Source organism: Escherichia sp. TC-EC600-tetX4 (assembly GCF_019356055.1).
Taxonomy (GTDB): Bacteria; Pseudomonadota; Gammaproteobacteria; order Enterobacterales; family Enterobacteriaceae.
Map to the genome: position 1 here is coordinate 761,534 of NZ_CP079924.1, position 21,286 is coordinate 782,819.

The 21,286-nt window shown below is 51.2% G+C and carries 14 protein-coding genes, 1 tRNA gene and 2 pseudogenes; 11 read left to right on the top strand and 6 right to left on the bottom strand.

Translation table 11 applies throughout. From position 1 onward, the window contains the following. Positions 1-3 precede the first annotated feature (3 nt). From KXD89_RS03695 to yghD, 9 genes and pseudogenes are all read left to right on the top strand, one after another. Entirely contained in the window at positions 4-408 is a 405-nt protein-coding gene (locus tag KXD89_RS03695; protein WP_000853256.1) for a GlcG family protein, read from the top strand. A gap of 21 nt (positions 409-429) precedes the next feature. Continuing rightward, positions 430-2,601 carry a malate synthase G gene (gene glcB / locus KXD89_RS03700; protein ID WP_000084131.1) on the top strand — a complete coding sequence of 724 codons (2,172 nt, stop codon included), beginning with the start codon at positions 430-432 and terminating at the stop codon, positions 2,599-2,601. 354 nt (positions 2,602-2,955) lie between these two features. Further along, a complete protein-coding gene (gene glcA, locus KXD89_RS03705) occupies positions 2,956-4,638 on the top strand; it encodes a glycolate permease GlcA (protein ID WP_000259302.1) in 1,683 nt (560 codons plus the stop codon). A gap of 484 nt (positions 4,639-5,122) precedes the next feature. Beyond that, a complete protein-coding gene (gene sslE, locus KXD89_RS03710; protein ID WP_001034469.1) occupies positions 5,123-9,685 on the top strand; it encodes a lipoprotein metalloprotease SslE in 4,563 nt (1,520 codons plus the stop codon). 197 nt (positions 9,686-9,882) lie between these two features. Then, positions 9,883-10,692 (top strand): prepilin peptidase PppA, encoded by an 810-nt coding sequence (pppA, locus tag KXD89_RS03715; RefSeq protein ID WP_001333829.1) that lies wholly within the window; start codon positions 9,883-9,885, stop codon positions 10,690-10,692. Between the two features lie 65 nt (positions 10,693-10,757). Next, positions 10,758-11,168, top strand: coding sequence for a type II secretion system pilot lipoprotein GspS-beta (gene gspS2 / locus KXD89_RS03720; RefSeq protein ID WP_001324279.1), 411 nt, complete (start codon positions 10,758-10,760; stop codon positions 11,166-11,168). Between the two features lie 17 nt (positions 11,169-11,185). After that, entirely contained in the window at positions 11,186-12,181 is a 996-nt protein-coding gene (gspC, locus tag KXD89_RS03725) for a type II secretion system protein GspC (protein ID WP_000135077.1), read from the top strand. After that, positions 12,133-13,107, top strand: a pseudogene (gene gspL / locus KXD89_RS03730) (type II secretion system protein GspL); the annotation flags it as partial. The gene gspC and the pseudogene gspL, both read left to right, overlap by 49 nt. Before the next feature lies 1 nt (position 13,108). Beyond that, the gene (gene yghD / locus KXD89_RS03735) at positions 13,109-13,645 is read left to right on the top strand and encodes a GspM family type II secretion system protein YghD (protein ID WP_000942785.1); all 537 of its coding nucleotides are present in this window, start codon (positions 13,109-13,111) and stop codon (positions 13,643-13,645) included. A gap of 148 nt (positions 13,646-13,793) precedes the next feature. Here the strand turns inward: yghD and KXD89_RS03740 are convergent. Together KXD89_RS03740 and KXD89_RS03745 are read right to left on the bottom strand one after the other, a co-directional pair. Further along, positions 13,794-13,869: transfer RNA gene (locus KXD89_RS03740), tRNA-Phe, on the bottom strand. Positions 13,870-13,974: 105 nt separating this feature from the next. Further along, entirely contained in the window at positions 13,975-14,682 is a 708-nt protein-coding gene (locus KXD89_RS03745; protein WP_000234514.1) for a DUF554 domain-containing protein, read from the bottom strand. Between the two features lie 152 nt (positions 14,683-14,834). Between KXD89_RS03745 and yqgH the strand changes: the two genes are divergently transcribed. Together yqgH and speC are read left to right on the top strand one after the other, a co-directional pair. Next, the gene (gene yqgH, locus KXD89_RS03750) at positions 14,835-14,918 is read left to right on the top strand and encodes a protein YqgH (RefSeq protein ID WP_211180506.1); all 84 of its coding nucleotides are present in this window, start codon (positions 14,835-14,837) and stop codon (positions 14,916-14,918) included. A gap of 161 nt (positions 14,919-15,079) precedes the next feature. Next, complete coding sequence (gene speC / locus KXD89_RS03755) at positions 15,080-17,215, top strand: ornithine decarboxylase (protein ID WP_001326492.1); 2,136 nt, start codon at positions 15,080-15,082, stop codon at positions 17,213-17,215. A 49-nt stretch (positions 17,216-17,264) separates the two neighbouring features. Here speC and nupG read toward each other — a convergent pair whose 3' ends face one another. From nupG to mutY, 4 genes and pseudogenes are all read right to left on the bottom strand, one after another. Beyond that, positions 17,265-18,521: a nucleoside permease NupG gene (nupG, locus tag KXD89_RS03760; RefSeq protein WP_001049791.1), complete on the bottom strand. Its 1,257-nt coding sequence runs from the start codon at positions 18,519-18,521 to the stop codon at positions 17,265-17,267. 201 nt (positions 18,522-18,722) lie between these two features. Then, positions 18,723-19,802, bottom strand: coding sequence for a membrane-bound lytic murein transglycosylase MltC (mltC, locus tag KXD89_RS03765; protein ID WP_000760323.1), 1,080 nt, complete (start codon positions 19,800-19,802; stop codon positions 18,723-18,725). A gap of 64 nt (positions 19,803-19,866) precedes the next feature. Then, on the bottom strand, positions 19,867-20,142 hold the full coding sequence (locus KXD89_RS03770) for an oxidative damage protection protein (RefSeq protein WP_000091700.1): 276 nt from the start codon (positions 20,140-20,142) through the stop codon (positions 19,867-19,869). 27 nt (positions 20,143-20,169) lie between these two features. Further along, positions 20,170-21,222 (bottom strand): annotated as a pseudogene (gene mutY, locus KXD89_RS03775) (A/G-specific adenine glycosylase). Between the last annotated feature and the right edge of the window lie 64 nt (positions 21,223-21,286).

Genomic DNA, 21,286 nt, shown 5'->3' on the forward strand with positions numbered 1-21,286 from the left:
AAAATGAAAACTAAAGTCATTCTTAGCCAGCAAATGGCGAGTGCAATTATTGCCGCAGGTCAGGAAGAGGCGCAGAAAAATAACTGGTCTGTTTCCATTGCTGTTGCCGATGACGGCGGTCATCTGCTGGCGTTAAGTCGCATGGACGATTGCGCGCCGATTGCGGCTTATATCTCCCAGGAGAAAGCGCGTACCGCCGCGCTGGGGCGTCGTGAAACTAAGGGCTATGAAGAGATGGTGAACAACGGACGTACCGCGTTCGTGACTGCGCCGTTATTAACGTCGCTGGAAGGCGGCGTACCGGTTGTTGTGGATGGGCAAATTATTGGTGCCGTGGGCGTTTCTGGTTTAACCGGAGCACAGGATGCGCAGGTCGCGAAAGCGGCAGCAGCGGTGTTGGCGAAATAAGCGAAAACGAGGAGATAAACAATGAGTCAAACCATAACCCAGAGCCGTTTACGCATTGACGCCAATTTTAAACGTTTTGTGGATGAAGAAGTTTTACCGGGAACAGGGCTGGACGCTGCGGCGTTCTGGCGCAATTTTGATGAGATCGTTCATGATCTGGCACCAGAAAATCGTCAGTTGCTGGCAGAACGCGATCGCATTCAGGCAGCGCTTGATGAGTGGCATCGCAGCAATCCGGGGCCGGTAAAAGATAAAGCGGCCTATAAATCTTTCCTGCGTGAACTGGGCTACCTGGTGCCGCAACCGGAGCGCGTGACGGTGGAAACCACGGGCATTGACAGCGAAATCACCAGCCAGGCGGGGCCGCAGCTGGTGGTTCCGGCAATGAACGCCCGCTACGCGCTGAACGCGGCGAACGCTCGCTGGGGCTCACTGTACGATGCGTTATACGGCAGCGACATCATCCCGCAGGAAGGGGCGATGGTCAGCGGCTACGATCCGCAACGCGGTGAGCAGGTTATCGCCTGGGTTCGGCGTTTCCTCGATGAATCTCTACCGCTGGAAAACGGCAGCTATCAGGATGTGGTGGCGTTTAAGGTGGTTGATAAACAATTACGCATCCAGTTGAAAAATGGTAAAGAAACCACGTTACGTACTCCAGCACAGTTTGTCGGTTACCGTGGCGATGCCGCTGCGCCGACCTGCATTTTGCTGAAAAATAACGGCCTGCATATTGAGCTGCAAATCGATGCCAATGGGCGGATTGGCAAAGACGATCCGGCGCACATCAACGATGTTATCGTCGAAGCTGCTATCAGTACCATTCTCGACTGCGAAGATTCGGTCGCGGCGGTTGATGCGGAAGATAAAATCCTGCTGTACCGCAACCTGCTGGGCCTGATGCAGGGGACTCTGCAAGAGAAAATGGAGAAAAACGGTCGGCAAATCGTGCGTAAACTGAATGACGATCGTCATTACACCGCCGCCGATGGCTCTGAAATTTCTCTGCACGGACGCTCGCTGCTGTTTATCCGCAACGTGGGTCATTTGATGACCATTCCTGTGATTTGGGACAGCGAAGGCAATGAAATCCCGGAAGGCATTCTTGATGGCGTCATGACTGGCGCGATTGCCCTCTATGATTTAAAAGTGCAGAAAAACTCGCGCACTGGCAGCGTCTATATTGTGAAACCGAAAATGCACGGTCCGCAGGAAGTGGCGTTCGCCAACAAACTGTTTACCCGCATTGAGACAATGCTCGGTATGGCACCGAATACCCTGAAAATGGGCATTATGGATGAAGAACGTCGGACCTCGCTGAACTTGCGTAGCTGTATCGCTCAGGCGCGCAACCGCGTGGCGTTCATCAATACCGGTTTCCTCGACCGTACCGGCGATGAAATGCATTCGGTGATGGAAGCTGGCCCGATGCTGCGTAAAAATCAGATGAAATCGACGCCTTGGATCAAAGCCTACGAGCGTAATAACGTGCTTTCCGGTCTGTTCTGTGGGCTGCGCGGTAAAGCGCAAATTGGTAAAGGCATGTGGGCAATGCCGGACCTGATGGCAGACATGTACAGCCAGAAGGGCGACCAACTGCGTGCCGGGGCAAACACAGCCTGGGTTCCGTCACCAACCGCTGCTACGCTCCATGCGCTGCACTACCACCAAACCAACGTACAGAGCGTACAAGCCAACATTGCCCAGACCGAGTTCAATGCTGAATTTGAACCGCTGCTGGACGATCTGCTGACTATTCCGGTTGCTGAAAACGCTAACTGGTCGGCGCAAGAGATCCAACAAGAGCTGGATAACAACGTGCAGGGGATTCTGGGGTACGTGGTGCGCTGGGTGGAGCAGGGGATTGGTTGTTCAAAAGTGCCGGATATTCACAATGTGGCGTTGATGGAAGACCGCGCAACGCTGCGTATCTCCAGCCAGCATATCGCCAACTGGTTACGTCACGGTATTCTGACCAAAGAACAGGTGCAGGCGTCGCTGGAGAATATGGCGAAAGTGGTTGATCAGCAAAACGCTGGCGATCCGGCTTATCGTCCGATGGCGGGGAATTTCGCTAACTCGTGTGCTTTTAAAGCTGCCAGCGATTTAATCTTCCTCGGCGTGAAACAGCCAAACGGCTATACCGAACCGTTATTACACGCCTGGCGTTTACGCGAAAAAGAAAGTCATTAATAGCGTCAAAAAAGCCCCGGCAAGTTTTATTGTCGGGGCTATGATAGTAACTGCGGTAGTACATTTATCCCGGAAATAACCGGAGCGATTATCAGGGTTTAACAATATTAAATACCCGTAGCGCATTACTAGCGGGCCTAAAACAACAATATGGACATCTTAACGATACTCTGCGTCTGCGTGTGCGGAACAGAAACCCTTACCCGATATACTTGTTATGCCAGAGGTAGCAATTGCGTTAGCGGCGTACTGTTGCTGTAAAGTATAACGCCTATATTTTACAGTTCAGTCCTCTTTTGCTTATTACAACCTTAAGTATATCAAGCATATAAAGATAATAAGAGACTGAACAATATGGTTACCTGGACCCAAATGTATATGCCGATGGGAGGACTGGGGCTATCCGCTCTGGTCGCCCTGATCCCGATAATATTCTTCTTCGTTGCACTCGCGGTATTACGTCTGAAAGGACATGTCGCTGGAGCAATAACCCTTATATTATCTATCCTGATTGCAATATTCGCCTTTAAAATGCCGATTGATATGGCATTTGCTGCTGCGGGCTATGGCTTTATTTATGGATTATGGCCAATAGCGTGGATTATTGTCGCGGCGGTGTTCCTGTATAAATTAACCGTTGCCAGCGGGCAGTTCGATATTATCCGCAGCTCGGTTATCTCCATCACCGACGATCAGCGTTTGCAGGTGTTACTGATTGGTTTCTCCTTTGGTGCGTTGCTGGAAGGAGCGGCTGGCTTTGGTGCGCCGGTGGCGATTACCGGTGCGCTGCTGGTGGGCCTGGGCTTCAAACCGTTATACGCGGCGGGGCTGTGTCTGATTGCCAATACTGCGCCGGTGGCGTTTGGTGCGTTGGGCGTGCCGATTCTGGTCGCCGGTCAGGTAACGGGAATCGATCCGTTCCACATTGGCGCAATGGCGGGACGTCAGTTACCGTTCCTGTCGGTTCTTGTGCCGTTCTGGCTGGTAGCAATGATGGACGGCTGGAAAGGGGTGAAAGAGACGTGGCCAGCGGCGCTGGTTGCTGGGGGAAGCTTCGCTGTCACTCAGTTCTTTACCTCTAACTATATTGGTCCGGAACTGCCGGATATTACTTCGGCGCTGGTGAGTATCGTCTCACTCGCTTTATTCCTTAAAGTCTGGCGGCCGAAAAATACCGAAACGGCAATCAGCATGGGACAATCCGCAGGTGCGATGGTGGTAAATAAGCCATCTTCTGGCGGTCCCGTGCCTTCAGAATATAGTCTGGGGCAAATCATTCGAGCGTGGTCACCGTTTTTAATCTTAACGGTGCTGGTCACCATCTGGACCATGAAGCCGTTTAAAGCGTTATTTGCTCCGGGCGGCGCGTTTTATTCACTGGTGATTAATTTCCAGATCCCTCATTTGCATCAACAAGTGTTGAAAGCGGCACCCATTGTCGCCCAACCAACGCCAATGGATGCGGTGTTTAAATTCGACCCCCTCTCGGCTGGCGGCACCGCTATTTTTATTGCGGCGATTATCTCTATCTTCATCCTCGGTGTGGGGATCAAGAAAGGTATTGGCGTCTTTGCCGAAACGCTAATTAGCTTGAAGTGGCCGATACTGTCGATTGGCATGGTGCTGGCGTTCGCCTTCGTCACCAACTATTCTGGCATGTCCACCACGCTGGCGCTGGTACTGGCAGGTACAGGCGTGATGTTCCCGTTCTTCTCACCGTTTCTCGGCTGGCTGGGCGTATTCCTTACCGGCTCGGACACCTCCTCTAACGCCCTGTTTGGTTCACTGCAATCGACCACGGCGCAGCAAATCAACGTCTCTGACACCCTGCTGGTGGCAGCAAACACCAGCGGCGGCGTAACTGGCAAGATGATCTCCCCGCAATCTATCGCCGTGGCCTGCGCCGCGACGGGCATGGTGGGCCGAGAATCTGAACTGTTCCGCTACACCGTGAAGCACAGTCTGATTTTTGCCAGCGTTATCGGCATTATCACCCTGCTGCAGGCGTATGTGTTTACCGGGATGTTAGTCTCGTAAATCAATAAAGCCGGATGATCGTTAATATCATCCGGCTTCATTTACATTATTCTGTCTTATTAATTGAAAATCATTTCTCGCTTTATTATCCATGCAGCAATAATGTTTTGCGTTCAGATAACCTGCTAAATAATTAAGAGCGTGAGAACATCTATTTTTTTATCACGCAAAACAAGTCTGTATTAATTATGTTCGCTTGATGAGCAAACACCGTTCTATCTGTTGCTTTTGCAATCTTAATCGTTAAAACTACCAACAAATTTATATAGTTACGTTGTGAAATGTTGTTAATTTTTTGTTTGTTGAAATTTCGTAAAAATAGCCAGATAGACATCGTATAGGGGTTATTCTTATAAATTTCACCTGTTTTCTATCAATGATGTCGTTTTCTTAAGAATGGAGGAAGTTATTAGAGAAGATAAAGCATAAAACTATTTCTCCCAGTTACGAATTTTTTAACATTGTTTTGTCACTTGCGTTATTAATGAATAAGAAATTTAAATATAAGAAATCGCTTTTAGCGGCTATTTTGAGCGCAACCCTGTTAGCCGGTTGTGATGGCGGTGGTTCCGGATCTTCCTCCGATACGCCGCCTGTAGATTCTGGAACAGGGTCTTTGCCGGAAGTGAAACCTGATCCAACACCAAACCCGGAGCCGACGCCTGAGCCAACGCCGGACCCAGAGCCTACGCCAGAACCGATACCTGATCCTGAACCAACACCAGAACCGGAGCCAGAACCTGTTCCTACGAAAACGGGTTATCTGACCCTGGGCGGAAGCCAGCGGGTAACTGGTGCTACCTGTAATGGTGAATCCAGCGATGGCTTTACATTTAAACCTGGCGAGGACGTTACTTGCGTGGCGGGTAACACGACAATTGCCACCTTCAACACTCAGTCAGAAGCTGCGCGTAGCTTGCGTGCGGTTGAAAAAGTGTCGTTTAGCCTTGAGGACGCGCAAGAACTGGCGGGCTCCGATGACAAGAAAAGCAATGCGGTTTCGCTGGTAACGTCCAGTAACAGCTGTCCGGCGAATACAGAACAGGTTTGTCTGACGTTCTCCTCGGTGATCGAGAGTAAACGCTTCGACTCGCTGTATAAGCAAATCGATCTGGCACCGGAAGAGTTCAAAAAGCTGGTCAATGAAGAGGTGGAAAACAATGCTGCGACCGATAAAGCGCCATCCACTCATACTTCACCGGTCGTGCCCGTCACCACGCCGGGAACAAAACCGGATCTGAACGCTTCCTTCGTGTCGGCTAACGCGGAACAGTTTTATCAGTATCAACCCACTGAAATCATTCTCTCTGAAGGTCGACTGGTCGATAGCCAGGGATATGGTGTTGCTGGCGTCAACTACTACACCAATTCAGGCCGTGGCGTGACAGGGGAAAATGGTGAATTTTCCTTTAGCTGGGGCGAAACCATCTCCTTTGGTATCGATACCTTTGAACTGGGTTCAGTGCGCGGCAATAAGTCGACCATTGCGCTGACTGAACTGGGTGATGAAGTTCGCGGGGCGAATATTGATCAGCTTATTCATCGCTATTCGACGACCGGGCAAAATAATACCCGTGTTGTTCCGGACGATGTACGCAAGGTCTTTGCCGAATATCCCAACGTGATCAACGAGATTATCAATCTCTCGTTATCCAACGGTGCGACGCTGGGGGAAGGTGAGCAAGTCGTTAATCTGCCTAACGAATTTATTGAGCAGTTTAATACGGGTCAGGCCAAAGAGATCGATACCGCGATTTGTGCGAAAACCGATGGTTGTAACGAGGCTCGCTGGTTCTCGCTGACGACGCGCAATGTTAATGACGGCCAGATTCAGGGCGTTATCAACAAGCTGTGGGGCGTGGATACGAACTACAAATCTGTCAGCAAGTTCCATGTATTCCATGACTCCACCAACTTCTATGGCAGCACGGGTAATGCGCGCGGTCAGGCGGTGGTGAATATCTCCAACGCGGCCTTCCCGATTCTGATGGCGCGTAATGATAAAAACTACTGGCTGGCCTTCGGCGAAAAACGCGCCTGGGATAAAAACGAGCTGGCGTACATTACGGAAGCGCCTTCTCTTGTTGAGCCGGAAAACGTTACGCGCGATACCGCCACCTTTAACCTGCCGTTTATTTCGCTGGGGCAAGTCGGTGAGGGCAAACTGATGGTTATCGGTAACCCACACTACAACAGCATTTTGCGTTGCCCGAACGGTTACAGCTGGAACGGGGGCGTTAATAAAGATGGGCAGTGTACGCTCAACAGCGACCCGGATGACATGAAGAACTTCATGGAGAACGTGCTGCGCTATCTGTCCGACGATAAATGGAAGCCGGACGCGAAAGCCAGCATGACCGTAGGCACCAACCTGGATACTGTCTATTTTAAACGTCATGGTCAGGTTACAGGAAACAGCGCTGCGTTCGACTTCCATCCGGATTTTGCGGGCATCTCTGTTGAGCATTTAAGTAGCTATGGCGATCTCGATCCGCAGGAAATGCCGCTGCTGATCCTTAACGGCTTTGAATATGTGACTCAGGTGGGTAACGATCCTTATGCAATCCCGCTGCGTGCAGATACCAGCAAACCGAAGCTGACTCAGCAGGATGTGACCGATCTGATCGCCTATCTGAACAAAGGTGGATCGGTGCTGATCATGGAAAACGTGATGAGCAATCTTAAGGAAGAGAGCGCGTCTGGTTTTGTGCGTCTGTTGGATGCCGCAGGTCTGTCGATGGCACTGAACAAGTCGGTAGTAAATAACGATCCGCAAGGGTATCCGAACCGCGTTCGTCAGCAGCGCGCAACGGGCATTTGGGTCTATGAACGTTATCCTGCCGTAGATGGTGCGCTGCCGTACACCATCGATAGTAAGACAGGGGAAGTTAAGTGGAAATATCAGGTAGAAAACAAACCTGATGACAAACCGAAGCTGGAAGTTGCCAGCTGGCTGGAAGATGTAGATGGCAAACAGGAAACGCGTTATGCCTTTATTGATGAGGCCGATCATAAAACAGAGGATTCTCTGAAGGCTGCGAAGGAGAAAATTTTCGCCGCGTTCCCGGGGCTGAAAGAGTGTACTAATCCGGCATATCACTATGAGGTCAACTGCCTGGAATATCGTCCTGGCACGGGGGTTCCGGTTACTGGTGGCATGTATGTTCCACAGTATACGCAACTAAGCCTTAACGCCGACACTGCAAAAGCGATGGTGCAGGCTGCGGATTTAGGCACCAACATTCAGCGTCTGTATCAGCATGAGCTCTACTTCCGGACCAATGGTCGCAAAGGTGAGCGTCTGAGCAGCGTCGATCTGGAACGTCTGTACCAGAACATGTCGGTCTGGCTGTGGAACGATACGAGCTATCGTTATGAAGAAGGCAAAAATGACGAGCTGGGCTTTAAAACGTTCACCGAGTTCCTGAACTGCTACGCCAATGATGCCTATGCAGGCGGCACCAAGTGTTCTGCAGATCTGAAAAAATCGCTGGTCGATAACAACATGATCTACGGTGACGGTAGCAGCAAAGCGGGCATGATGAACCCGAGCTACCCGCTCAACTATATGGAAAAACCGCTGACACGCCTGATGCTGGGCCGTTCCTGGTGGGATCTGAACATCAAAGTTGATGTCGAGAAGTATCCGGGAGCAGTATCGGAAGAGGGACAGAACGTTACTGAAACCATCAGCCTGTACTCGAATCCGACCAAATGGTTTGCAGGTAACATGCAGTCAACTGGCCTGTGGGCACCGGCTCAGAAAGAGGTCACCATTAAGTCCAATGCGAACGTTCCTGTGACCGTCACCGTGGCGCTGGCTGACGACCTGACCGGACGTGAGAAGCATGAAGTTGCGCTGAACCGTCCGCCAAGAGTGACTAAAACGTACTCTCTGGACGCTAGCGGTACGGTGAAGTTCAAGGTGCCTTACGGTGGCCTGATTTATATCAAGGGCAATAGCTCTACCAATGAATCTGCCAGCTTCACCTTTACTGGCGTGGTAAAAGCACCGTTCTATAAAGACGGCGCATGGAAAAACGATCTGAACTCACCGGCTCCGCTGGGTGAGCTGGAATCAGACGCTTTCGTCTATACCACACCGAAGAAGAACCTGAATGCCAGCAATTACACTGGCGGACTGGAGCAATTCGCTAACGATCTGGATACCTTTGCCAGCTCGATGAATGACTTCTACGGCCGTGATAGCGAAGACGGTAAGCACCGGATGTTTACCTATAAAAACTTGCCGGGCCACAAACATCGTTTCACCAACGATGTGCAGATCTCCATCGGTGATGCGCATTCGGGTTATCCGGTAATGAACAGCAGCTTCTCGCCGAACAGCACCACGCTGCCGACGACGCCGCTGAACGACTGGCTGATCTGGCATGAAGTCGGTCATAACGCCGCAGAAACGCCGTTGACTGTACCGGGTGCAACTGAAGTCGCTAACAACGTGCTGGCGCTGTACATGCAGGATCGTTATCTCGGCAAGATGAACCGTGTCGCTGACGATATTACCGTCGCACCGGAATATCTGGAGGAGAGCAACAACCAGGCATGGGCACGCGGCGGTGCGGGTGACCGTCTGCTGATGTACGCACAGCTGAAGGAATGGGCAGAGAAAAACTTTGATATCAAGAAATGGTATCCAGATGGCACTCCTCTGCCAGAGTTTTACAGCGAGCGTGAAGGGATGAAAGGCTGGAACCTGTTCCAGTTGATGCATCGTAAAGCACGCGGCGATGAGGTCAGCAATGACAAGTTTGGCGGCAAGAATTACTGTGCTGAATCCAACGGTAACGCAGCGGACACGCTGATGCTGTGTGCCTCCTGGGTCGCCCAGACGGATCTTTCGGAGTTCTTTAAGAAATGGAATCCGGGCGCGAATGCTTACCAGCTGCCGGGGGCGAGCGAGATGAGCTTCGAGGGCGGTGTGAGCCAGTCGGCTTACAACACGCTCGCGTCACTCGATCTGCCGAAACCGGAACAGGGACCGGAAACCATTAATCAGGTTACCGAGCATAAGATGTCTGCCGAGTAAGCCCGTAGGCCGGATAAGGCGCTCGCGCCGCATCCGGCATGAAATAAGGCGCACCGGGTTAACACATTTGCCCGATGCGCCTGCTTATCGGGCCTACAGACGGGGAAAGCCGCGATTATTTGCGCTGGCAGACACCCGTAGGACGGATAAGGCGTTTTACGCCGCATCCAGCAAGTTACAACAAACAACCTTTAACCATGCTTTTTGATGTTTTTCAGCAATACCCCACGGCGATGCCCGTCCTGGCAACCGTCGGAGGATTGATCATCGGCAGTTTTTTGAATGTGGTGATTTGGCGTTACCCAATCATGCTGCGCCAACAAATGGCGGAGTTTCACGGTGAAATGTCGAGTGCGCAGTCAAAAATAAGCCTTGCGCTACCGCGTTCGCACTGCCCACATTGTCAGCAGACCATCCGGATACGTGACAATATTCCGCTGTTCTCCTGGCTGATGCTCAAAGGGCGCTGCCGCGACTGTCAGGCGAAAATCAGCAAGCGTTATCCGCTGGTGGAGTTATTGACAGCACTTGCTTTTTTGCTGGCGAGTCTGGTCTGGCCAGAAAGTGGATGGGGGCTGGCGGTGATGATATTATCCGCCTGGCTGATTGCCGCGAGTGTCATCGACCTCGATCACCAATGGCTGCCCGATGTTTTTACTCAGGGCGTATTGTGGACAGGACTGATTGCGGCATGGGCGCAGCAGAGTCCGCTCACGCTACAAGATGCAGTCACCGGCGTCCTGGTGGGATTTATCACTTTTTACTCTCTGCGTTGGATAGCCGGAATAGTTCTGCGTAAAGAAGCATTAGGCATGGGCGATGTATTACTTTTCGCCGCGTTAGGTGGCTGGGTGGGGGCATTGTCGCTGCCCAATGTTGCTTTAATCGCCTCATGCTGCGGCCTGATATATGCCGTTATTACAAAAAGAGGATCAACCACACTGCCTTTTGGACCGTGTTTAAGTCTGGGCGGTATAGCAACACTTTATCTACAGGCATTGTTTTAATGATAACCACGTCATTATCAAAGTGACATTTTAACTCTTATTAATAACCTTAGAGATTATTTACCATGTCGATAAAACAAATGCCAGGGAGGGTATTAATATCGCTATTGTTGAGCGTTACAGGATTATTAAGTGGCTGTGCCAGCCATAATGAAAATGCCAGTTTACTGGCGAAAAAACAGGCGCAAAATATCAGCCAAAACCTGCCGATTAAATCTGCGGGATATACCTTAGTGCTGGCGCAAAGTAGCGGCACAACGGTAAAAATGACCATTATCAGCGAAGCGGGTACACAAACCACGCAGACGCCTGACGCCTTTTTAACCAGCTATCAACGACAAATGTGCGCTGACCCGACGGTGAAATTAATGATCACTGAGGGAATTAATTACAGCATAACGATTAATGATACACGTACAGGTAACCAGTATCAGCGGAAACTGGATCGTACCACCTGTGGAATAGTCAAAGCATAACGTCGGGTAGATATAAATTGGCGCGGGTTGTTTTTCGTGACGCACGAATTTATCTCATTCAATGGCTGACAAAAATTCGTCACACTCTTAACCAGAGACAATCTCTTAATACAGACAAAGAGCATCTGCGAAAAATTGCACGCGGGATGTTCTGGCTGATGCTGCTTATTATTTCTGCAAAAATGGCGCATTCACTCTGGCGCTATATCTCCTTTTCTGCGGAATATACGGCGGTTTCTCAACCGGTGAATAAACCGAGCCGTGTGGATGCAAAAACGTTCGATAAAAATGACGTGCAATTAATCAGCCAGCAAAACTGGTTTGGCAAATATCAGCCTGTCGCCGCGCAGGTAAAACAACCCGAACCTGTGCCTGTGGCAGAAACGCGTCTTAATGTGGTGCTGCGTGGGATCGCCTTTGGTGCCAGACCCGGCGCGGTTATTGAAGAAGGCGGTAAACAGCAGGTCTATTTGCAGGGTGAAACGCTTGGCTCTCACAACGCGGTGATTGAGGAAATCAACCGCGACCATGTGATGCTGCGTTATCAGGGAAAAATAGAGCGTCTGAGTCTGGCAGAAGAGGAACGTTCCACTGTTGCTGTGACCAACAAAAAAGCCGTCAGTGACGAAGCAAAGCAAGCTGTTGCTGAGCCTGCTGTCAGTGTGCCAGTTGAGATCCCGGCTGCCGTGCGTCAGGCACTGGCGAAAGATCCGCAGAAAATTTTTAACTATATCCAGCTTACGCCTGTGCGTAAGGAGGGGATTGTCGGTTATGCAGCGAAGCCGGGGGCAGATCGTTCTCTGTTCGATGCCAGCGGTTTCAAGGAAGGCGATATCGCCATTGCGCTAAATCAGCAGGATTTCACTGATCCACGAGCAATGATTGCTCTGATGCGGCAGTTACCTTCAATGGATTCCATTCAACTTACGGTTTTACGCAAGGGTGCGCGCCACGACATTTCCATCGCGCTGCGCTACCGACTATTCTGCCCGCCTTACTGGAAGAAGAGCTGAACCAGGATATCGATGAACTGCATTTCGCCCCGTTGAATATCGACCAGCAACTGGCAACCGTAGCAGTGATTCACCAACAGCATATGCGCAACATTGCGCAGTGGTTGCAGGAAAACGGCATCACCCGCGCTACCGTCGCGCCGGACTGGATGTCCATTCCTTGTGGGTTTATGGCTTGCGATGCGCAACGGGTTATCTGCCGCATCGATGAATGCCGGGGATGGAGCGCCGGGCTGGCGCTGGCTCCGGTCATGTTCCGCGCCCAGCTCAATGAGCAGGATTTACCGCTTTCGCTAACCGTAGTCGGCATTGCACCGGAAAAGCTATCAGCATGGGCTGGCGCAGACGCTGAACGCCTGACCGTTACAGCTCTGCCCGCCATTACCACTTATGGCGAACCGGAAGGGAACCTGCTGACAGGGCCGTGGCAGCCTCGCGTCAGCTACCGAAAACAGTGGGCGCGCTGGCGGGTGATGATTCTGCCGATATTGCTGATTCTGGTTGCGCTGGCAGTGGAGCGGGGCGTGACGTTATGGAGCGTCAGCGAACAGGTGGCGCAAAGCCGCACCCAGGCGGAGGAACAGTTCTTAACGTTGTTCCCGGAGCAGAAGCGGATTGTGAATTTACGCTCTCAGGTGACGATGGCGCTGAAAAAATATCGCCCACAGGCCGACGATACCCGGCTGCTCGCCGAGTTGTCAGCGATAGCCAGCACCCTGAAATCAGCGTCACTTTCCGACATCGAAATGCGTGGTTTTACCTTTGATCAAAAACGCCAGATACTTCACCTCCAGCTACGGGCCGCGAACTTTGCCAGTTTCGACAAACTGCGTAGTGTACTGGCAACCGATTATGTTGTGCAACAGGACGCGTTACAGAAAGAGGGTGATGCGGTTTCCGGCGGCGTAACGTTGCGGAGGAAATAACATGTTACGCGATAAATTTATTCACTATTTTCAGCAATGGCGTGAACGCCAGTTAAGCCGTGGCGAACACTGGCTGGCACAACACCTGGCGGGGCGTTCTCCGCGTGAAAAGGGCATGTTACTGGCAGCGGTGGTGTTCCTGTTTAGCGTCGGATATTACGTCCTCATCTGGCAGCCGTTGAGCGAACGGATTGAGCAACAGGAGACAATATTGCAGCAGCTGGTGGCGATGAACACCCGACTGAAGAACGCCGCGCCGGATATTATTGCAGCGCGAAAATCTGCCACAACAACGCCTGCGCAGGTATCGCGGGTCATCAGTGACAGTGCTTCCGCGCACTCGGTGGTCATCAGGCGGATAGCCGATCGTGGGGAGAATATTCAGGTCTGGATAGAACCTGTGGTGTTTAATGACCTGCTGAAATGGTTAAACGCACTGGATGAAAAATATGCGCTGCGGGTGACACAAATTGATGTCAGTGCTGCTGAGAAGCCTGGGATGGTGAATGTGCAGCGGCTGGAGTTTGGACGGGGGTAAAGTATCAGGAGATTAATATCAATAAAATTACTCTCGTTAACGTGGCGAGAGTAATTCCCCCAGACTTTATAAGCTAATTTTTTTCGTGAAGGTTATTGTCAGATCCAAAAGCAAAAACCCGCCTTGTGGGCGGGTTCTTAAGAATTAGTGGTGCCCGGACTCGGAATCGAACCAAGGACACGGGGATTTTCAATCCCCTGCTCTACCGACTGAGCTATCCGGGCAACGGGGCGCATTAAACCTGATTCGCCTCGTCTCGTCAATCAAATTTCTTCAATTTACTGCAGACTGCACAATCTATCATCACTTTGCCGATATTGCACGCATTGTCAGGCAAACCAGGCGGTCCAGGCGGCGGAAAGCGGCATTGCCAGAAGGAGTGCTGGAAGCATGTTGACCACCGGGAACATTTTAATGCCACAGATGCGTAATCCGGTTGCCAGCAGCAATAAACCGCCTACGGCGCTGAAGTCTGCCATCATCGACGGTGTGGTCAGCGGTAAAATCAGCGCGGCAGCCCACGCCAGCGTTAACTGGATGATCAGTAATGGGATACTAATCACCGATACCGCAATACCCAGCGAGCAGGCGAAGATCATCGCCGTAAAGAAATCAAGAAATGACTTGGCGATTAAAATACTCGGATCGCCGGTCATCCCTTCGTTCATCGCCCCGAAGATCCCGGTGCCGCTGGCGCAAAACAGGACAATAATCGCGACATAATTCTGAATAAAAGATTCATGCGCTGGCTTCTTACGTGAGTGACGAAACAGATTTTGTGCTTTGGCGACTGCTGTATTGACACCTTTCTCCAGCAAACAAATTTCGCCAATTAGAGCGCCAAGTAGCGTAGCTAAAACCATCGCTGGAAGGTTGGCACATTTCACCACCAGTAAAATACCAATCCCCAGCGATGCCAGACCAAAAATTGATGTCATGGAGACGCGGATACGTTCCGGTAAGCGTTGGCTGAGCAGTGCGCCGAGAACGCCACCCAGTAAGACTGCACTAGCGTTGATAAAAGGGCCGATGACCACAAGAGTTCCTGTTAGCTGTATTGTTTGATTTTCTTATTATGACCGTTTGGTGCCGTCGATGGCTTGTTTGTTCGCAAAGTCCTGGCTTGCACGCTTTAGCGAAAGGTGCCATGATTGCGCGAATTTTCTCCTCTCTGTACGGAGTTTGCCCGATGCACGCCATCTCCTTACATTCTCTCGCTTATCGCCGTTTCGCGCGAAACGTTTCCCTTTCTATGTTACTGCTCATGCGGTGAAGTTAACGCACGCTCACTGCAGGACAACAGTAAAATCAGAGCGTTTCTGCTTTTACTGATGTCTGGCGGTCGGAGCTGGTGACCAGTTTGACCCATATCTCATGGGGCAGGGTTTTCCACCTTGTCCGGTATTCTTACTTCCCCGAAACGGGTTTGCGCTTATGAAATCAATGAATATTGCCGCCAGTAGTGAACTGGTATCCCGACTTTCTTCTCATCGTCGCGTGGTGGCGTTGGGAGATACTGATTTTACGGACGTCGCGGCAGTCGTCATTACCGCTGCGGATAGTCGCAGTGGCATTCTTGCGTTGCTTAAGCGCACCGGTTTTCATCTACCGGTGTTTTTGTATTCCGAACATGCTGTTGAATTACCTGCGGGCGTTACGGCGGTAATCAACGGCAACGAGCAGCAGTGGCTGGAGCTGGAATCCGCAGCCTGTCAGTATGAAGAGAATTTGCTGCCACCGTTTTATGACACGCTGACGCAGTACGTTGAGATGGGCAACAGCACCTTTGCTTGCCCTGGACATCAACATGGTGCGTTTTTTAAAAAGCATCCTGCCGGACGCCATTTTTACGATTTCTTTGGTGAGAACGTCTTTCGCGCCGATATGTGTAACGCTGACGTAAAATTGGGCGATCTGCTTATTCATGAAGGATCGGCGAAAGATGCGCAGAAATTCGCAGCCAAAGTCTTTCATGCCGATAAAACCTATTTTGTGCTGAACGGCACATCGGCAGCGAATAAAGTGGTGACGAATGCGCTGTTAACGCGTGGCGATCTGGTGCTCTTCGACCGTAACAACCATAAGTCGAATCATCACGGCGCGCTGATTCAGGCGGGGGCGACGCCGGTCTATCTGGAAGCTTCACGCAACCCGTTTGGTTTCATTGGCGGTATTGATGCGCACTGTTTTAATGAAGAGTATCTGCGCCAGCAAATTCGCGACGTTGCGCCAGAAAAAGCCGACCTGCCGCGCCCGTATCGCCTGGCGATTATTCAGCTGGGAACCTATGACGGCACTGTCTATAACGCCCGTCAGGTGATCGATACCGTTGGGCATCTGTGTGATTACATTCTGTTTGATTCCGCGTGGGTCGGTTATGAACAATTTATCCCGATGATGGCGGATAGCTCGCCGCTGCTGTTAGAACTTAACGAAAACGATCCGGGGATCTTTGTGACTCAGTCGGTGCACAAACAGCAGGCGGGATTCTCACAGACGTCGCAGATCCATAAAAAAGATAACCATATCCGCGGACAGGCGCGTTTTTGCCCGCATAAGCGGTTGAATAACGCCTTTATGCTCCATGCTTCTACCAGCCCTTTCTATCCGCTGTTTGCTGCACTGGATGTTAACGCCAAAATTCATGAAGGGGAGAGTGGGCGTCGGCTGTGGGCTGAGTGTGTTGAGATAGGGATTGAAGCGCGCAAGGCTATTCTTGCGCGCTGTAAGCTGTTCCGCCCGTTTATCCCGCCCGTTGTTGATGGCAAATTGTGGCAGGATTATCCGACATCAGTGTTAGCCAGCGACCGCCGTTTTTTCAGTTTTGAGCCGGGGGCGAAGTGGCACGGCTTTGAAGGATATGCCGCGGATCAGTATTTTGTTGATCCGTGCAAGCTGTTACTCACTACACCAGGTATCGATGCCGAAACCGGCGAATATAGCGACTTTGGCGTTCCGGCGACGATTCTGGCGCACTATCTGCGTGAGAACGGCATTGTGCCGGAGAAGTGCGATCTCAACTCCATTCTGTTTTTATTAACTCCGGCGGAAAGCCACGAGAAGCTGGCACAACTGGTGGCGATGCTGGCGCAATTTGAACAGCATATTGAGGATGACTCGCCGCTGGTTGAGGTGTTGCCGAGCGTTTATAACAAGTATCCGGTGCGCTATCGCGACTACACCCTGCGCCAGTTGTGTCAGGAGATGCACGATCTGTATGTCAGTTTCGACGTCAAAGACCTACAAAAAGCGATGTTCCGCCAGCAGAGTTTCCCGTCAGTGGTGATGAACCCCCAGGATGCGCATAGCGCTTATATTCGCGGTGACGTGGAGTTGGTGCGGATTCGTGATGCCGAAGGGCGAATTGCGGCAGAAGGGGCGTTGCCTTATCCACCTGGCGTGCTTTGCGTGGTACCCGGGGAAGTCTGGGGTGGGGCGGTTCAACGTTATTTCCTTGCACTGGAAGAAGGGGTGAATTTGTTGCCGGGATTTTCGCCGGAGCTGCAAGGTGTTTATAGCGAAACCGATGCGGATGGCGTGAAACGGTTGTACGGTTATGTGTTGAAGTAAGAATAAAAAAAACGGGTCACCTTCTGGCGACCCGTTTTTCTTTGCGTAATTAGTGGCTAACCGTCTGTGTGCCTGTCGGGACACGAACGTGTTTATATTTGAACATCGCCATGAACGCGAAGGCCAGAACCACGGAGTAACCAGCGAAAATCAACCATACGGTCTGCCAGTCGGTAATGCCGTTTTGGGTGTACATCTCAACAACTTTACCGCTCACGATGCCGCCGAGGATACAGCCGAAGCCGTTAGTCATCATCAGGAACATCCCTTGTGCACTGGCGCGAATTGCCGGGCTAACTTCTTTTTCGACAAACACCGAACCAGAGATGTTGAAGAAGTCGAATGCGCAACCGTAAACGATCATCGACAGTACCAGCAGTACAGTACCGAACGGAGTCGGGTCGCCGTAAGCAAACAGCGCAAAACGCAGGATCCACGCCACAATACTGATCATCATTACGTTCTTAATACCGTAGCGGCTTAAGAAGAACGGGATGGTCAGAATGAACAGGGTTTCAGAGATCTGCGAAATCGACATGATGATTGACGCATGCTGCACAATAAAGCTGCTGGCAAACATCGGATCTTTGTCGAAGCTGTGCAGGAAGGTATTACCGAACATGTTGGTAATCTGCAGTTCCGCGCCCAGCAGCATTGAGAAGATAAAGAAGATTGCCATACGCTTGTTTTTAAACAGCGCGAATGCATCGAGGCCCAGCAGGGTTGTCCAGCTCTGATTCGCTTGCTGTTTAGCAACCGGAATATGCGGCAGAGTCAGGGTAAACAGAACCAGAATGGCGGAAAGTGCTGCGCCAATATACAGCTGCATGTGGCTTAATTCGAAGCCAGACAGGCTCACCACCCACATTGCCATGATAAAGCCGATGGTGCCCCAGATACGGATTGGCGGGAAGTCAGTAACGATATCCATCCCGGCATTTTGCAGGCGATAGTAAGAGATGGTGTTGATTAACCCAAGCGTTGGCATATAAGCAAACGAGTTAATCAATATCACAAGGAACATCGCTTCCGGTGTCGTGACCTGTGCCGCCATGAACAGCGTGATAGCGCCAATGGTGTGGCAAATGGCATATACCCATTTCGCACTTAACCATTTGTCGGCCACAATCCCCAGCAGCGCAGGCATAAAGACCGCTGCGATACCCAGTGAGCTATAAACTGCGCCAATAGAAGCACCGTCAAACTTCAGGGTAACAAACATATAGGAGCCGAGGGTCGTCAGCCAACTTCCCCACAGACAGAACTGCAGAAAAGAGAGGATTTTCAGCTGCAGCTTAAGATTCATGTTAATTTCCTCACATCGTGATGCGGATGAGTGTTTGAAAAAGCACATTTGACCGTGCGAGATGATGGGATTCTATCAACTTCGCGGACTGGTTTTTTGTTACCTGTGGCAAATAATTGCAAACATTCCCAATTTGCAAAACGAAATTGTGATGTGGATAACATTTTTGCCCCTGAGCATCGTCAGGGGCGGTTAATGGAATTATCGGCGGCGGTAGGATTTTTGCGCGGTATTCACTTTATAAAGATAACGGCGAGATTCCGCAGAGGGATGGCGGGTCGTCAGCGTCTGATAAACATCGCCCGGCGTCATGGTGTTAATAATATTGGCAGCCTGAATCTTATCATTCGAAAAGACTCGCAGCACGCTGCCTGCGCCGCCGTTATAGGCGGTGATGACGGCATAACGCCGCGATGTTGGGTTATCAATTCCGCCGAGATAAACATTGTTCAGCATCGCCAGATACGCGGTGCCGGTATCAATATTGCTGGCAGGATCAAACAAGAAACTGCGGCTCGGCGTGCCGGATTTCCCCTGCGAGCGGAACACATCTTTCCCGGCAGTATGTTGTACCACCTGCATTAATCCCAGCGCATCGGAACGGCTGACCGCATACGGGTTAAAGGAAGATTCGGTCTGCATAATTGCCAGAATCAGCGACTCATCAACGCCATATTTCCGTGACGCCTGGCGGACCATGCCGAGATATTTGTGCGCACGTTTATCAAGGTGGTTCGGCACCATGTTAATGGTGACGCTGTAGATGATACGCAGCCCGTTGCTGCGGCTCTTCAGACGGTTTTTCAGCAGATAATCCGCGAAGTTGCTTGCGCGACCTTCCCAGCGAATCGGCTGCCCGGTGTTGTCCACCACCTGACCGTAAAGGAAAGGTTCTTTCGAAATCGTAATATCATCAACGTCGGAATAGAGATCGACCGAACTCGGATCGTCACCCATCAATAACGTTTTGATAATTGCCCGGCGCAAATGCGCGGCAGGTTCTGTCCCGGCGATGGTTTCGATAGTAATCGTACCGTCATCGAAGTTGATGTGGCTGCGGGTCTGATATTGATCGGTGTATTTCACGTAGTCCTTAGGACCAGCGATCACCACCTCTTTGAAGCCCCAGATGTTCTCAATATTGTGGGCAAATTGCCCCATCAGAATATCAAAACCGTTGGTATCTTTGACCCAGGCTTCGTTATAGGTATCGCCTTTTTTGGTCGTCGAACAGGAGATGAGCAACGGCGCAATCAAAGCCAGCGCGAGATATTTTTTCATCATTCCGGGTGCGTGTTGTGTTTGTTTTTATGCAAGTTGCCGGAGGCGTGCTCCGGCACTGTTTTTATTTTTTATCTTCCGGCGTATAGCCCTCGATATGCACCTCTTTACCCTCGAACAGGAAGTTGACCATCTCCTGCTCAAGCAGCTTGCGGTGCTCGGCATTCATCATGTTGAGTTTCTTTTCATTAATCAGCATGGTTTGCTTGTGCTGCCACTGCGCCCAGGCTTCTTTGGAGATCTCGTTATAGATGCGTTTTCCCAGCTCGCCGGGGTACAGCTGAAAATCCTGACCTTCTGCTTCACGTTGCAGGAAAGTACAAAAAATCGTTCTGCTCATAAATCATCCTCTTTATCGACTCACGCGCTAAACCGGCGCGCCAGTGCGTAACTGCTGTAACAAACGCTCCACGGGAGCCGCTAGGCCAACTGACGGCGGTTGCGCTAAGTTATACCAGAGCGCATTGCCTTCATCCATGCAGCCGGTGAATGACGACACGGGAAGCCACATAGGCACAATATCTTAGTGGAAATGGCTGAAGGTATGCCGAAACGCGGTCAGTTGCGTCAGGTTATCGGCAGCAATCTGCCGTTGCGCCAGCCACTGCCGCAAACTTTCTTCGTCGGCAAACTGCGGGAAACAGTATAAACCGCCCCACAATCCGCTCGGCGGACGCTGCGCCAGCAATACTTCATCTTCGTGCTGTAATAGCAAAAAGTAGCCGGTGCGCTCCGGCAGCGTCTGTTTCGGTTTTTTGCCCGGATAAAGCGCCCAGCTATTGTTGGCGGCGGCAATACATCCGTTTTGTAGCGGACAGAGCGAACATTTCGGTTTCGAGCGCGTACAAATCATCGCACCCAAATCCATCATCGCCTGATTAAACCGTTCCACGCCAACCGCGGGCGTCACCTGCTCGCTCAAACTCCATAATTTATTCTCGACCTCTTTTTTCCCAGGCCAGCCGCTTACAGCATAGCAGCGCGCCAGCACGCGTTTGACGTTACCGTCGAGAATCGGAAAGTGCTTACCCAGAGAAAGCGAGAGAATCGCGCCTGCGGTGGAACGCCCGACGCCCGGCAGTGCTGCAACTTCCTCAAAGGTTTCCGGGAATTTACCGCCGTGTAAGGTCGCCACTTGTTGTGCCGCTTTATGCAGATTGCGCGCGCGGGCGTAATAGCCAAGCCCGGTCCACAAGTGGAGAACTTCGTCGAGCGGCGCATTGGCGAGATCGGTCACCGTCGGGAAGCGCGCCATAAAGCGTTCAAAATAGGGGATAACGGTCGCAACCTGAGTTTGTTGCAACATCACTTCTGAGAGCCATACTTTGTAGGGCGTCTTGTCAATTTGCCAGGGCAGAGTTTTTCGCCCGTATTTATCGTACCAGTCCAGAACCTGGGCTGAAAATTGCGACGCTTGCATGGTCACCGAATTCACTGTTGTTGGGGGCAAGATTGCAGCACAGCGACGGCAGGGTGTAAACCGG